Genomic DNA, 14,065 nt, shown 5'->3' with positions numbered 1-14,065 from the left:
GACTGCACGGGAGCTTTCACTTCTTTCCCGCTACCCGATGGCGTCGCGATTGTTCTCGGCGAACTGGCCGCCTCCATCTTGGGCGTCGTCAAGCCTGGGGATCGTTGTATTGTCCTCGGCTGGCCTTTGGGGGTGGAGGGCCGCAAGCGTCTAGCTGGTACGGCCATCTACGCACCGAACGACCGCCTCGTTGCCTTGGCCCGGGCTGTTTGGATCGAAGTTCCCTCAAGCACCTGGAGCTGAGGACAAGAGGCATCTGCGTGGAGACGCCCACCCCTTCCATCGAGCGGACATCTTCCGGCAAGCCTCCTTTCGCGGAAGGGTCAATCGCGAAGCCAGGCTTCAACGGTGATTCTGCAGAAGGTTGATCCGCGCCTTCACGCAGCCTGGCAATGGTAAAGGGGACAGATTAATTTTAGCTTCTCTAATTTCACCCCACATGCATGCAAGCCAAACGCGCGCATTGTGATGGGGCCTTTAGTCAGTGAGGTTCCCGGGATCGACCACGGCGTGCGTATAGCCGCATCATCAGGCCCTCGAACCTTCGCAAGCGCGGACTATTGGTCTGCCTTGCTCCCGGATCCGCCATCTCCGTTGGCCTGACGAACGCTCCGGCGCAGTTCTTGTGGCGTCCGCCCAATGACTCGCACGAAGCAGCGCAGCATGTGATCGGCATCGCCGAATCCGGCGCTCCTGGCGATCTCCTCGAAAGTCTGATGCCCGCCCTCAACCAGCGGCCTTGCCGCCTCGATGCGAAGGCGCTCGATCGCTTTGGCCGGCGTCACCCCGATGGATGCCGCGAATACACGGCCAAACTGACGCACGCTCATATGCGCGACGTCAGCCAAGCGCTCGACTGACAGATCATCACGCAGATGATCGCGCGCATAGCTCAGCACCGTGCGGATGCGATCTGAGCCAGGGTCGAAATCCAGCAGCGAAGAGAACTGGTACTGACCACCTGGCCGTCGATAGTAGACAACCAGCATGCGTGCGACGGAGCGCGCCACCTCTTTGCCCAGGTCCTGCTCGATCATGGCCAAGGCCATGTCGATGCCAGCCGACATGCCTGCGGACGTCCAGACATTCCCGTCTTCGGTCCAGATTCGATCTCCGTCCACGCGCAGCGACGGATAGCGAGCCTGCAGTTGCGGAGCATAGTTCCAATGCGTGGTAGCGACACGACCGTCGAGCAGGCCGCTCTCGGCCAGCACGAAGGCGCCAGTACAGACGCTGGCCGTGCGGCGAGAGCGCAGGGACATGTGCCGGATCGCGGTCGCCATCGACATCGTCCAGTCACCGATCGGAGCGGCCGGTGCGCCGACGATGATGAGCGTGTCGAGGCGGTCGACGACTTCCAATGCTTCGGTCGCGACCTGCAGTCCGCTCGAGGCGCGGATCAACCCGCCCTCAAGCGAAGCGACCGTGAATCGATAGCCCGAAGGGCGCGCGCTATTGGCGTTGGAGAAGGCTTCGAGCGGGCCACTCAAATCCAGCAATACGAAGCCCGAATAAACCAAGAAACAAACGTGACGTGGCATGACCTGAACGCCAATAGCCCGGCAGAAGAGTCATTAGACGCGCCTCCTGTTTGGCAGGTCAACGGGTGCAACAACGGGGCTCGGCCGTTGCCAGATCCGGCCATTCGCCTGGAAGCGCTCGTCTGGCCATCCAAGTGCACCCGCCTCACTCGAGGTGGCTGCGCTTGTCGGCCGAAATCCAGGGACAAATGTCCTATTCGTACCAGCCTCTCGCCGTACCGTACTCGCACCACCCCACTTCGAGGACATGCAAATGACCTTCAACAAGACTCACCCCAAGACAATGCTCTCCTACGCCGCCGTGTTGGGGGCCATCCTGATGGCGCCTGGCATCAGCTTCGCCGCCGAGAACTCCTATGCCGACCCGGTCAAGCCCGCGCTCCCGGCCTCCACTTTTGAATGGGATCTAAGTCGAACCGCTCTGGTCGTGATCGACCCGCAGATCGACTTCATGAGCCCGGAGGGTGCAGGCTGGCCGGTGTTCGGTGCGAGCGTTACCGAGCAAAACCTGGTCCCGAATCTGCGCCGGCTCTTCGCGGCGTCCAAGAAGGCTGGAACGACCGTCGCCATCTCGCCGCACTACTACTATCCCCACGATCATAAATGGGAGTACGAGGCGCCGACGGAGACCGTTCAGCACAAGCTTGGCCTCTTCGATCGCAAGGGCGCCTTGACGCTGGATGGATTCCGTAACTCGGGTGCCGACTTCATGCAGGAGTTCAAGCCCTTCATTGAAGACGGCAAGACCATCGTCGCATCACCGCACAAGTTGTATGGCCCCCAAAGCAACGACCTGATGCTGCAGCTGCATAAGCAGCGGGTTGACAAGATCATCCTTGCCGGTATGGCCTCCAACCTGTGCGTCGAATCGCATCTTCGCGAGTTTCTGGAGCGCGGTTTCGAGGTGGTCGTCGTACGTGACGCCATCGCCGGACCGAAGCTTCCTGACGGCGACGGCTACGGTAGTGCACTGGTCGACTTCCGCTACATTGCCAACGGTCTGCTGACGACCGACGAGGTAGTGAAAAAGCTGGAAGGACGCTGACCGCGGGTAGAACCAATTTCCCAACCAGGCACGGGAGCCCTTGTTGCTCCCGTGCTAGCCAACTGACAAGGAGTCACCCATGAGCAATACCAAAACCTTCGGGCCTGCCAGCCCGGACCGGCGAGATTTTCTGGTGCTAGGCTTGAGTGCCGCGGCCCTGGCTGCCGTTTCCCCGGCGTCCTTCGCTGCACTCTCGTCCGTCCACTCTCCTTCCATCAACCGCGGAATCATGACCATGAGCACAGTGACTACCCAAGATGGCGTTGAGATCTTCTACAAGGACTGGGGCCCGAAGGACGCCCAGCCAATCGTGTTCCACCATGGCTGGCCGCTCAGCGGTGACGATTGGGATAGCCAGGCCCTGTTCTTCGTTGGCCTGGGCTATCGCGTCATCGCGCACGATCGGCGCGGCCACGGCCGGTCCGCTCAGGTGAGCGACGGCCACGACATGGACCACTACGCTGCGGACGTCGCGGCGTTGGACGGAGCCGCACACTGGTTTCACCAACGGCCTGCCGGCGAAGGTGCCGAAGCCGGAACCCATCAACCACTGGCAACGAGCAGCCCAGGCCATCGATGAGGCCATCATTGAAGCGCGACACAACCCGGAGACGGCCCGCTTGCTGTTCACACTGGCGTCCTACGGGCGACGCGACCCCGAATCCCTGGAACGTTTGCGCGCCACGTTCACCAAGGAGGGCATCCCGCCGGAGTTTTTGTCACATTACGAGCCTGAATGGCCGTTTGCAGGTCTTAGACTAAATGACGGGTTAAGTGACAGTTTTTGACGGCGAGAACTTTCTGGCTCACACTGTCACATAATCGAACGTATACGTGACGGGTGAAAAGGTGCTGATCGGCTACATGCGGGTATCGAAGGCGGACGGATCCCAGTCCACCAATTTGCAACGCGATGCGCTCATCGCCGCTGGTGTGAGCCTTGCGCACCTTTACGAGGATCTGGCCTCGGGCAGGCGCGATGATCGCCCAGGGTTGGCTGCTTGCCTGAAGGCGCTTCGTGAAGGGGACACGCTGATCGTGTGGAAGCTCGATCGGCTTGGCCGTGATCTGCGCCACCTGATCAACACCGTGCACGACCTAACTGCGCGTAGCGTGGGCCTGAAGGTCCTGACCGGTCACGGTGCGGCGGTCGACACGACGACTGCCGCCGGCAAGCTTGTGTTCGGTATTTTTGCCGCGCTGGCCGAGTTCGAGCGTGAGTTGATTTCCGAGCGAACAGTCGCTGGACTTATCTCGGCGCGCGCTCGCGGCAGGAAAGGGGGGCGCCCCTTCAAGATGACCGCCGCCAAGCTACGCCTGGCGATGGCCAGCATGGGGCAACCGGAAACCAAGGTGGGCGATCTCTGCGAAGAACTCGGGATTACCCGGCAGACGCTCTACCGGCACGTGTCGCCCAAGGGCGAACTGCGGCCAGACGGCGTAAAGCTGCTCTCCCTCGGTTCAGCCGCATAAATGGAGGCGACCTGGAACGGGGCGCTGTTCAGTGCGGCAACGATCCGATTACCGGTGTCGACCCAGAGCAGCCGTAGAGCTTTTGGGAAAGCTGTCGTTCAACGTTTGGTTAAGGGGCGGGCTTTAGCCCGTCCCGGCGAGCACAGCGAGCGATTTGAACCAATTGTTAGAAATTTTTCACAAGTCGGATATCTATTTCGCGTTCGACGTACTCCCACTCCTTTGATGAACGTAACTGTGCCAATAGTTTGTTAAATAAGGCAGTATGCTCCGGGGCGAACTCGAACCAAGTTAAGAAATCGAACGGTTCACCGAGATCACGAGAATGATGCAGTTGTCTTGCGATTTCTGGAAGATAAGCCAGCCCAATCTCTGTGTGGTGTGACTGTGCTTCAAAAATATTGCGCCGTTCCTCTTGCGACATGGCCCACCACTCTGGACTTTTCTTTATTGGAATGAGCGCTGCACATGATGACGTAGGACGATTTAAGTCTTCCTGCTTTGCACGAAGTTGATTGATCTCCTGCCGTTCAGCGTACCGTACATTGCTTGTAAAGCCTTGAAGTGTCCAGGTGCCACGTTCGACCAAATTGATTGAGGGCATATTAACGACATTGACCCTTTGCACCATTTCAAGAGGCATGCCAATGACGGTTTCACAGCTTGTGACTCGCCATGAACCTTCGGAACCGCCAATGAATGAATAATGATTGTTCATGTGATGGGTGCCCTAAATGTCTAACTTTGTTTTAGGGCGACTGCCCTGCTGCGTAACATCGTTGCTGCTCCATAACATCAAACATCGACCCACGGCGTAACGCGCTTGCTGCTTGGATGCCCGAGGCATAGACTGTACAAAAAAACAGTCATAACAAGCCATGAAAACCGCCACTGCGCCGTTACCACCGCTGCGTTCGGTCAAGGTTCTGGACCAGTTGCGTGAGCGCATACGCTACTTGCATTATAGCTTACGAACCGAACAGGCTTATGTCCACTGGGTTCGTGCCTTCATCCGTTTCCACGGTGTGCGTCACCCGGCAACCTTGGGCAGCAGCGAAGTCGAGGCATTTCTGTCCTGGCTGGCGAACGAGCGCAAGGTTTCGGTCTCCACGCATCGTCAGGCATTGGCGGCCTTGCTGTTCTTCTACGGCAAGGTGCTGTGCACGGATCTGCCCTGGCTTCAGGAGATCGGAAGACCTCGGCCGTCGCGGCGCTTGCCGGTGGTGCTGACCCCGGATGAAGTGGTTCGCATCCTCGGTTTTCTGGAAGGCGAGCATCGTTTGTTCGCCCAGCTTCTGTATGGAACGGGCATGCGGATCAGTGAGGGTTTGCAACTGCGGGTCAAGGATCTGGATTTCGATCACGGCACGATCATCGTGCGGGAGGGCAAGGGCTCCAAGGATCGGGCCTTGATGTTACCCGAGAGCTTGGCACCCAGCCTGCGCGAGCAGCTGTCGCGTGCACGGGCATGGTGGCTGAAGGACCAGGCCGAGGGCCGCAGCGGCGTTGCGCTTCCCGACGCCCTTGAGCGGAAGTATCCGCGCGCCGGGCATTCCTGGCCGTGGTTCTGGGTTTTTGCGCAGCACACGCATTCGACCGATCCACGGAGCGGTGTCGTGCGTCGCCATCACATGTATGACCAGACCTTTCAGCGCGCCTTCAAACGTGCCGTAGAACAAGCAGGCATCACGAAGCCCGCCACACCGCACACCCTCCGCCACTCGTTCGCGACGGCCTTGCTCCGCAGCGGTTACGACATTCGAACCGTGCAGGATCTGCTCGGCCATTCCGACGTCTCTACGACGATGATTTACACGCATGTGCTGAAAGTTGGCGGTGCCGGAGTGCGCTCACCGCTTGATGCGCTGCCGCCCCTCACTAGTGAGAGGTAGGGCAGCGCAAGTCAATCCTGGCGGATTCACTACCCCTGCGCGAAGGCCATCGGTGCCGCATCGAACGGCCGGTTGCGGAAAGTCCTCCCTGCGTCCGCTGATGGCCGGCAGCAGCCCGTCGTTGCCTGATGGATCCAACCCCTCCGCTGCTATAGTGCAGTCGGCTTCTGACGTTCAGTGCAGCCGTCTTCTGAAAACGACAAATCGGCTGGTTAACCTACCTGCGCTACGGTTCAAATAACTGGTACGCTTAATCAAAGTTCAACTATTACTAACGTAGTCGAGTAAACGGTACTTTTGATGAAGATCGGTTATGCGCGGGTGAGCACTCGGGATCAGAACGCCGACCTCCAGGTCGATGCCCTGAAACAGGCCGGGTGCGAACGCATCTATCAAGACATCGCCAGCGGCGCGAAAAGCGCCCGGCCGGAGTTGGACAAGTTGCTAGCCCATGTTCGAGCGGGCGACACCGTGGTGATCTGGAAGCTGGATCGCCTCGGGCGCTCCTCAAACACTGGTCGAGCTGGTCGGCGAGCTGGCAGAGCGCAAGGTCGGCTTGCAGAGCCTGAATGACCCAATCGACACCACCCACGCCCAAGGTCGCTTGGTGTTCAACCTGTTTGCCTCGCTGGCCGAGTTCGAGCGCGAGCTGATCCGCGAGCGGACTCAGGCGGGTTTGTCGGCCGCGCGGGCGCGGGGCCGGATCGGTGGCCGTCCCAAGGGCCTCCCAGCCAAGGCCGAGGCCACCTCCATGGCGGCCGAGACGCTGTACCGCGAGGGCCGCCTGAGCGTCAGCGCCATCGGCGAGAAGTTACACATCTCCAAGAGCACGCTGTACAGCTACCTGCGCCATCGTGGTGTTGAGATCGGCGCACACCAGAAGAGCGCCCAGCCGCGAGGTCAGCAACGCAATGTCGCGTCGCCGGCAGAGCCCGCCGCCGAGCAGGTGGCCACCGTCACGCTGCGCCTGGCGGTGGTGAACAACAGCAAGTTCGTTCGCGGCCGGAAACGGGCCAAGGAAAATATCGAGCGCTACTGCTTGGAGCCCTACAGTATGAAACGGCTGGAGTCGGGCAACTACGAACTGGCCATTCCGTATCGGAGCGACGATGAGCTGGACAAGACCGTGCATGACTTGCTGACCGAGATCAGCCAGGAAGCCGACATGCGCAACTGCTTTATCGAAGCCGATGCCTGGGAAGAAGGCTCTGAACGGCGCTGGTAGGGCTTAAGTGCACTTTCTGTTCCATTGCTCCCCAAACCCCAGTTACAGCTGCTATGATGAATGAGATCGAAAACTGAAATCCCCCACTAGAATTGTTGACTGGAGTCAAAATGAATAAAAAGCGGCCGGTTAATCTTGATATTCGAACCATTCAGCTTCCTCTCACGGCGCTTACATCGATTCTGCACCGGATTTCAGGAATTATGCTCTTTATTTTTCTGGGACTGATACTGTATATGCTGAGCAAATCGTTGGAGTCAGAAAAGGGTTTTAATGAAGTCAAGGAGATTTTTTCTTCACCTTTCGGCAAAGTTAGTTTCTGGTTGGTATACTCTTCATTTATTTATCATCTCGTAGCCGGAATTCGACACCTAGTTATGGATGTGGGTGTTGGTCATACTTTGAAAGGCAGCAATCGCGCCTCTACTATTGTTTTAGTAGTGTCGGGTGTTTTAATGGTTGCTGGCGCCGTATGGATTTGGTAGCTGTGGAGTCGTAATGCGTATTTACAAGGACTAAAAGCGTCCTTTAAAGCTAACTTACGAAAGTATTTATAATCGACGGTTCACGCTTAAACGGTTGAATCCTTTCGGGCTTCCGAATAGCTGTTAGCTGAAAGCTATCATGAGCTAAGTTTTCTGTGCATCATCAAATGTGTTAATGGGAGCGCCATAGTACTAGGTACAAATATGGCTCTAGGACAATGTTAGATGTTTTGGATTTTGAGGCGGATCGCTCTTATCGAAGATCGTCTAATTCGCTCTGAAGCGCAGGTTTTTTGAAACTATCACCTGGTTGGCACACTGTGCGAATCAACATCAGATATGAGAAAGCCAATCAGGTGAACACTACCCTCGAGGGCTCATCTGTCCAGTTAAAGCCTCGAGTCTTTCTGGGTGCGCAAAAGACAAGAAGGTTATATGGGAAAATTATGAGGCCTGGATACCATGCGTCATGGGCGTGCCGATGCTGTGAGTGACAGAGCGAGAAGCAAGTGAAAGTCCCTGAAGTAGGGGCGGGATGCGCCCGAGTGGCATTTTTTGTCTTAAGGTAGATCGCGTAGCTGTTCTTCAGAATAATCTTCAGAGCGTTGACGACAGCCATCGCTGTGCATTCCTCAAGAATAGAATGTGTCGGAAGGGTGGCGTCATTGGTGTTAGTCATCGCTTAGGATTTCTCAATCTGGCTTACACGGGCGCCTGTACCGATATCCCCGCGGATGGCGACGTATCGATGTTGAATTCCTCGCCAGACGAAGTGCAATGAGCTGCGGCTATAGGCTTGCGCAGCCTTAGATAGCCGGCCGTCGCAGGCGCGCCGGTTGGCCGGGATCTTCTTCTGCCCGTCAGGTGTCCGGTCGGAACTCCAGCACGAACGCTACGACCTTTTCGGCGGACATTTCGCACGGCTTCAACAATGTCCTATCTGATGTAACGCGGAAGAGGTTGAAGCTGACAATGTCAGTCCCGTCCAACTCCCTGGCGAACAGACTGTTGCGACGTCCGTCCCCAGATCGCCGGACGATCAAGCTGAAACGCCGGCCTTCATAAGTCCCTTCTCTGTATCCCTCCGCAAGCTTCGCGAAAGCGGCATCGAACTCGGAATGCTCCATGTCATCCATCCTTATTGATAGAACAGAGGCGCGGCGGGTGCGAGACCGCCAGTGCCGGGTCGCGCTAAGGTGCCGGGCAGATTCCTGCAGCCGACGAGGCCCGGGGTGGGCAGGATAATTGAGATGTCGGCGCCCGCATGGCTATCAGCGAAGTCGTCCGTCCAGTCTGCTAGGCAACGTCCACGCCTTTCCAGAAAGCGATGTAATCCCGGATACCCTCGGCATCCGGAGTGGGGGCGGGATAGGTCCAAGCGGCGTTCACGTTGAGCGCGTCACCCGCGCGAACATGAAAGAAGCGCGCGGCGCCTTTGATCGGACAGACAGATGTGTGCGGGCTCATCTCAAGCAGGCTCAGGTCGACTCCTGACGGTGGGAAGTAGTGATTTCCCTCGACGATGACTGTTTCGTCGCTTGTGGCGATAGTAGTGTCTTTCCAGATGGCTGAGACCAACGGACTCTCCTTTTGTATTCATCAACCGGCGAAGGCTCGCGGGCTGGCTGCCCCAAGCCGCACCTCCTCAGGTGGCAGGCGGGTTGCGCCCGAGAAGTTTGTCGAGCTCGCCTCTGACATCGAGCGCGAATAGCTCATCGGAGCCACCGATAAGGGTGCCATTGATGAAGATCTGCGGCACGGAGCTTCGCCCCGACGCTTCCGCCATGGCCTGCCGGTGAGCCGGATCCGCCTCAATATCGAGCTCCTTCCATCGCACGCCCTTTTCCTTGAGGAGCGCCTTCGCTCGGCGGCAGAACGGGCACCAATTCGTGGTGTACAGCAATACATCAGTTGTCATATTGCATCTCCGGCAGTTGCACGCGGATCGCTGTCATGGCGTTGATCTCCAATTCGCGGCGTTCAAAGATGGCGACTGCACCTTGGCCGACATCGGAGCAGATGCTGACGATTGGCCGCTATCCAGGCGACATGGCCCAAAGTGCTTTCACCGCCAGGCAGAGGCCGCACGCGCCTCCTGTAGCGCCGAGCCGATGCTCTAAGGTAACCGAGCCTCGATTGGGACGGAAGCGGTCCCGCTCGAATCGCCCATCATGCTGGTCGAGCATATCAGGACGACGGATAGTGCAGGAACTTTCAAATTGAGCTTGATGTCGAGCCAGGTATCGCGAGCGAAGGCGTTCTAGAGGCCGGGGGGTACGAAGACTGTGTTCGGCAAAACGGTTCACGTTGATCGCCAAAGCTTCCCAGGGCGCACGTCTACGATCGGCGCGACGTGAGATAGCTCGCGCCGCTAGCCCCCGTAGCGCTCCGTCTTGATGATGGAGGCGTCCAAGCCCGCCAGCAGCGCGCTATCGGTTGCGATGTTGACGAATCCGTTAGACCCGCAGACGAACACTTGCGTCGGCTTTCCCTGAAGCCTGGTTAGAATTTCTTGGACCATCATGCCGTCGATCCGTCGCGCAAAGTCCGATGCGCGAACCGGTTTCTCGCGCGTAATCGCGAGCGCCAGGACGAACGCCGGATCGCTGATTTCGATGCAATGAAGTTCTTCTGAGAAGAGAACGTCCTCGGCGGTTCGTGCGGACAGGAGCAACGCTGTCGGAACGGCTTGGGCCAATGCGCGGCGCTGCCGGATCATTGCCATCAACGGCACGAGGCCGGAGCCTCCCCCGATCAACAGAACCGGATCTATGGCAGGCTCAGGCCAAAGGAAATGGCCACCGAGCGGACCGCGAACTTCGATTTCGTCACCAATCGCCGCGATGTCGTGAAAAAACGGCGAAACTTCGGCATCCGGCATGCGCTCGATAGCTATCTCGACGATCGGGGTCGAAACTGCCGATGACGCGATCGAGTAGCTGCGCATTGCACTGTAGCCGTCGGGCGCGGTCAGCCGGATATCGACGTGCTGACCTGCGGTGTGCGCGAACGGCTTGCTCAACCGAAGGAAGAAGCTCTTGATACTCGGTGTTTGCTGGATGATGTCGTCGATCACGCATGATTGCCACGAACGGACTTGCGCTTCGTTTTCAGTCATGGGTGTATCGTTGTTCGCGCCACGGATCGCCGTAGATGTGATAGCCGTGCAGCTCCCAAAAGCCGGCCTCGTCACGCGTCGTGAATTGCAGCGCATTCACCCATTTGGCGGATTTCCAGAAGTAAAGGTGCGGCACTAGAAGACGCGCCGGCCCCCCATGATCGCGGGAAAGTGGCTTGCCCGCATAACTGAGGGCGACCATCGCTTTCCCGGAAAGCAGATCCGTCAGAGGGACGTTTGTCGAATAATTATCGTAGCAGTGCGCCAAGACGAAATCGGTAGGCCGATCAAGCTCTGCATCTGCAAGGATGTCTTCAATGAGTACACCCTCCCAAACGGTATCCAGTTTGGACCAAGAGGTGACGCAGTGAATATCCTTTGTCACCTGGGTCTTTGGTAGAGTGTTGAATTCGCCCCAATTCCACGTTTTGACGGGCTTCGGACCAATTTTGACTGTGAATTTCCAGTCGGAGGGCTCTACCCTCGGCGTAGGGCCGGCCGACAGAACAGGGAAATCCTCCACCAGATGCTGACCTGGCGGAATCCGATCGGACTGGTCGCCTGAACCGCGACCGGTGAAACCTCTGGTGACCATAGTGACCCCTCTTGCTCGATACGGCAGACCGAAGCCGGCCTTCATTTCAGTACTCTGCGTAAAGCATTTGCCCGCACATCCGCCGAATAAGCCAATCGACTAAAAATCAGATACAGATGCTCTATCATCGTAAAAAATCGCGTATCGAACATAGCGTCAGGCCAGCATGATTCCCAATACCCAATGGCTATAGGGTAGGCGGTTGCAGGAGCTGAGTGCAACACGGTTATTGAATTGAAGCCGGAGCATCATGCCGCATTGCCATGGAATTTTGCATGACCTCTCCCATCACCTCGATGGGGCATTTGAAGTCGAAGCGCTTGCGCGGTCGCATGTTCAGTTGCAGCGCAATGGCGTCCAGCTTCTCCTGGCTATGTACCGACAGGTCTGTGCCCTTGGGCAAGTACTGGCGAATCAGGCCGTTGATGTTTTCGTTGCTGCCGCGCTGCCAGGGGCTGTGCGGGTCGCAGAAGTAGATCGCCACGCCGGTTCTTTGGGTGATCTCGGCGTGTCGCGCCATCTCCCGGCCCTGGTCGTAAGTCATGCTCTTGCGCATCTCCAGCGGCATGCTATTGAGCGCGGCGCTGAAGCCTTCCAGTGCCGAAGTCGCCGTCGCGTCGTTCATCTTCACCAACATCAGGTAGCCACTGGTGCGTTCCACCAGCGTACCTACAGACGAGGCGTTGGCCTTGCCCTTGATCAGGTCGCCTTCCCAATGCCCCGGCATCAGCCTGTCTTCAATCTCCGGCGGGCGCACATGAATACTGACCATCTCGGGGATCTGGCCGCGCCGATCCACGCCACCAGAGCGCGGCCGGCGCGTCGTCTTGCCTTGGCGCAGACAGATGATCAGCTCCTTACGCAGCTCACCCACTGGCAGGGCATAGATCGCGTTGTAGATCGTCTCGCGACAGACGTAGGCATCTCGCAGGTTGGGTATGTTCATGCTGCGCAGCTTGCCGGCAATCTGCTCGGGAGACAAACGCTCACGCAGCATATGGGTCACCAGTTCGAAGCGCTCGCTACCCGGCAACAGTTTTCGCATCGGTCGACAAACCTGGCGGCGGGCCTGCATTTGCTGCTGGGCCAGGCGGGCCGAGTAGCCACCGCAAGCACCTCGGTTACGGCGCAGCTCACGGCTGATGGTCGAAGGGGATCGGTTGATCAAGCAGGCAATCCTGCGCAGGCTGAAGCCTTGGGTACGACCGATTTGAATGGTGGCGCGCTCTTCAACGCTGAGTTCGGTATAAGACATAGGGGCAGCACCGTACCGGAAAGGTCAGGTGTTGCACTCAGTTTTTGCCGCCGCCGTAGATAACCCCAAGGCTGCGTACGCTGATCTGCGGTATGCGGAGCGGAAGTTGCAGGTTCGCTCTCAAACGGATGGGCAGCGTGCAAAGCTCAAGGCTCACCAGCGCATGGTTGCCCAGTTCGCGCTCGCCGGCAGCTTGAGTATATTAAGGACGAAATGTCGATCTGATCTATTCTGGCTTCAGGAAATAGGGAAAATAAGGTCGGACGTTCGCGCACCGTCGCGACGCGCGATCATCCACTAAGCTTCTGTATCGGGGTTGGAGGATCAGATGAACGAGATCGAACGACAAGCGCCTGAGCTGCGGGTGCAAAAATGGATTGGCAAAGATGGGGAAAGTATCGCGCCGTTCAAACTGTCAGATATCGGGCCCGGCCCGAAAATCTTGTTTGCCTTCCAGCATTGGTGCCAAGGTTGCCATTTGCATGGGTTTCCGACGCTACAAAAGTTGCATGCAGCGTTGAGCTCAAAAGACGTGGGGTTCGCAGTGATCCAGACCGTCTTCGAAGGAACGCATGAGAATACCTTCGAGAAGTTGCGCGTGAACCAGCTCAAGTATGAGCTTCCTATCGTTTTCGGTCACGACGAGCAACCGACCGGCTCGCCGTTTCCAACCTTCATGGAAGACTACCGCACACGAGGAACTCCGTGGTTTACGGTTATCGACGCTGGCGGTAGCATTGTTTTCTCGGACTTCCATCTCGACGCGGAGCGACTAGTGAAGCAACTTGAGCAAGGTTAATCGTTGGAAGGTGGGCAATCATCCTGATTGCCACCCATCCCCTGATGCCCACTACAGGCGTTGCGCGCTGTAACTCTGTTGATCAGCGTGCGAAAACCCGGATCCGGATAGGAGGAGCGTCAACGATTGAATCAATCCGTTGGGAGAGGGCGGCTCCGCTCCGTCAGCTCGGCAATAGATAACCCATTCTCGCCGAGCAACTCTCTGATCCGATCGACGATATGAGCCCCTAGCGCCGCTGTCTTGGTCCCCCCCACAGATTCCCAAGATGCGAGTTCACACGCCGATACCTCGTGGTCAGCGCCGAAGTGCTTCTGTCGGTATGTCACCGCCGCCCTTCAATGATAAAGGCGCGGTAACGGGAACCGGCAAAGCGTTGAGCAGCGATGGTTTGGTAGGCGGGACTGTCATACCAGTCGCGAGCGGCCTGCATCGTCGGGAAACGCAAGATTACGGCCCCTTCGATGGGCGGCCCCTCCAAATGCTGGATCGCGCCATAAGCGGCGAGAAAGGTAACGTCGTGACCATCGAACGATGGTCCGACGCCTGCAGAATAGGTTGCGAGTGCATGTGGGTCGCTGGTTTCTTCCCGCGTAAAGACGACGAACGCTTCCATCATTAGGCCTCTCAAAGGTTG

14 protein-coding genes and 3 pseudogenes are annotated in these 14,065 nt (G+C 57.8%); 8 read left to right on the top strand and 9 right to left on the bottom strand.

The genetic code is table 11. The annotated features are described in order from the left end of the window. Positions 1 to 557 precede the first annotated feature (557 nt). Complete coding sequence (locus K8374_RS24535) at positions 558 to 1,541, bottom strand: GlxA family transcriptional regulator (protein WP_054895170.1); 984 nt, start codon at positions 1,539 to 1,541, stop codon at positions 558 to 560. A gap of 253 nt (positions 1,542 to 1,794) precedes the next feature. Between K8374_RS24535 and K8374_RS24530 the strand changes: the two genes are divergently transcribed. The 4 genes and pseudogenes from K8374_RS24530 to K8374_RS24515 all read left to right on the top strand — a co-directional run bounded on the left by K8374_RS24530 (position 1,795) and on the right by K8374_RS24515 (position 4,059). Then, positions 1,795 to 2,586, top strand: a complete 792-nt coding sequence (locus K8374_RS24530) for a cysteine hydrolase (RefSeq protein WP_082412262.1) — start codon at positions 1,795 to 1,797, stop codon at positions 2,584 to 2,586. A 79-nt stretch (positions 2,587 to 2,665) separates the two neighbouring features. After that, a pseudogene (locus K8374_RS24525) lies at positions 2,666 to 3,115 on the top strand (alpha/beta fold hydrolase); the annotation flags it as partial. After that, positions 3,066 to 3,374: pseudogene (locus K8374_RS24520) on the top strand (TniQ family protein); the annotation flags it as partial. The pseudogenes K8374_RS24525 and K8374_RS24520, both read left to right, overlap by 50 nt. A 61-nt stretch (positions 3,375 to 3,435) precedes the next feature. Continuing rightward, positions 3,436 to 4,059: a recombinase family protein gene (locus K8374_RS24515; RefSeq protein ID WP_003155741.1), complete on the top strand. Its 624-nt coding sequence runs from the start codon at positions 3,436 to 3,438 to the stop codon at positions 4,057 to 4,059. A gap of 166 nt (positions 4,060 to 4,225) precedes the next feature. On the opposite strand, the gene K8374_RS24510 is transcribed toward K8374_RS24515, so the two are convergent. After that, complete coding sequence (locus K8374_RS24510; RefSeq protein WP_082412261.1) at positions 4,226 to 4,777, bottom strand: chlorite dismutase family protein; 552 nt, start codon at positions 4,775 to 4,777, stop codon at positions 4,226 to 4,228. Positions 4,778 to 4,937: 160 nt separating this feature from the next. Between K8374_RS24510 and intI1 the strand changes: the two genes are divergently transcribed. The 3 genes and pseudogenes from intI1 to sdhC all read left to right on the top strand — a co-directional run bounded on the left by intI1 (position 4,938) and on the right by sdhC (position 7,661). Continuing rightward, positions 4,938 to 5,951 (top strand): class 1 integron integrase IntI1, encoded by a 1,014-nt coding sequence (gene intI1 / locus K8374_RS24505; protein ID WP_000845048.1) that lies wholly within the window; start codon positions 4,938 to 4,940, stop codon positions 5,949 to 5,951. 300 nt (positions 5,952 to 6,251) lie between these two features. Then, a pseudogene (locus K8374_RS26360) lies at positions 6,252 to 7,176 on the top strand (recombinase family protein). A gap of 110 nt (positions 7,177 to 7,286) precedes the next feature. After that, on the top strand, positions 7,287 to 7,661 hold the full coding sequence (gene sdhC, locus K8374_RS24495; protein ID WP_005005993.1) for a succinate dehydrogenase, cytochrome b556 subunit: 375 nt from the start codon (positions 7,287 to 7,289) through the stop codon (positions 7,659 to 7,661). Positions 7,662 to 8,521: 860 nt separating this feature from the next. Here sdhC and K8374_RS24490 read toward each other — a convergent pair. From K8374_RS24490 to K8374_RS24465, 6 genes are all read right to left on the bottom strand, one after another. After that, positions 8,522 to 8,788 (bottom strand): hypothetical protein, encoded by a 267-nt coding sequence (locus K8374_RS24490; protein WP_003464988.1) that lies wholly within the window; start codon positions 8,786 to 8,788, stop codon positions 8,522 to 8,524. A gap of 169 nt (positions 8,789 to 8,957) precedes the next feature. Beyond that, a complete protein-coding gene (locus K8374_RS24485; RefSeq protein WP_003464986.1) occupies positions 8,958 to 9,239 on the bottom strand; it encodes a DUF427 domain-containing protein in 282 nt (93 codons plus the stop codon). A gap of 67 nt (positions 9,240 to 9,306) precedes the next feature. After that, positions 9,307 to 9,579, bottom strand: coding sequence for a glutaredoxin 3 (gene grxC / locus K8374_RS24480; protein WP_005005995.1), 273 nt, complete (start codon positions 9,577 to 9,579; stop codon positions 9,307 to 9,309). Positions 9,580 to 10,032: 453 nt separating this feature from the next. Next, the gene (locus K8374_RS24475) at positions 10,033 to 10,779 is read right to left on the bottom strand and encodes a ferredoxin reductase (protein WP_002118292.1); all 747 of its coding nucleotides are present in this window, start codon (positions 10,777 to 10,779) and stop codon (positions 10,033 to 10,035) included. Continuing rightward, complete coding sequence (locus K8374_RS24470) at positions 10,772 to 11,374, bottom strand: sulfite oxidase-like oxidoreductase (RefSeq protein WP_003464980.1); 603 nt, start codon at positions 11,372 to 11,374, stop codon at positions 10,772 to 10,774. The genes K8374_RS24475 and K8374_RS24470 overlap by 8 nt, the downstream gene beginning before the upstream one ends. A 226-nt stretch (positions 11,375 to 11,600) precedes the next feature. Next, the gene (locus K8374_RS24465) at positions 11,601 to 12,629 is read right to left on the bottom strand and encodes an IS30-like element ISPsp7 family transposase (protein WP_003283602.1); all 1,029 of its coding nucleotides are present in this window, start codon (positions 12,627 to 12,629) and stop codon (positions 11,601 to 11,603) included. A gap of 328 nt (positions 12,630 to 12,957) precedes the next feature. Between K8374_RS24465 and K8374_RS24460 the strand changes: the two genes are divergently transcribed. Then, positions 12,958 to 13,428, top strand: coding sequence for a TlpA family protein disulfide reductase (locus K8374_RS24460; protein WP_003464979.1), 471 nt, complete (start codon positions 12,958 to 12,960; stop codon positions 13,426 to 13,428). Between the two features lie 325 nt (positions 13,429 to 13,753). Here K8374_RS24460 and K8374_RS24455 read toward each other — a convergent pair whose 3' ends face one another. Further along, a complete protein-coding gene (locus K8374_RS24455) occupies positions 13,754 to 14,047 on the bottom strand; it encodes a DUF1330 domain-containing protein (protein WP_010591688.1) in 294 nt (97 codons plus the stop codon). Positions 14,048 to 14,065 lie beyond the last annotated feature (18 nt).

It is taken from the genome of Pseudomonas sp. p1(2021b) (assembly GCF_020151015.1).
Classification (GTDB): Bacteria; Pseudomonadota; Gammaproteobacteria; order Pseudomonadales; family Pseudomonadaceae; genus Aquipseudomonas; species Aquipseudomonas putida_K.
This window is presented reverse-complemented; position numbering and strand designations above follow the sequence as displayed.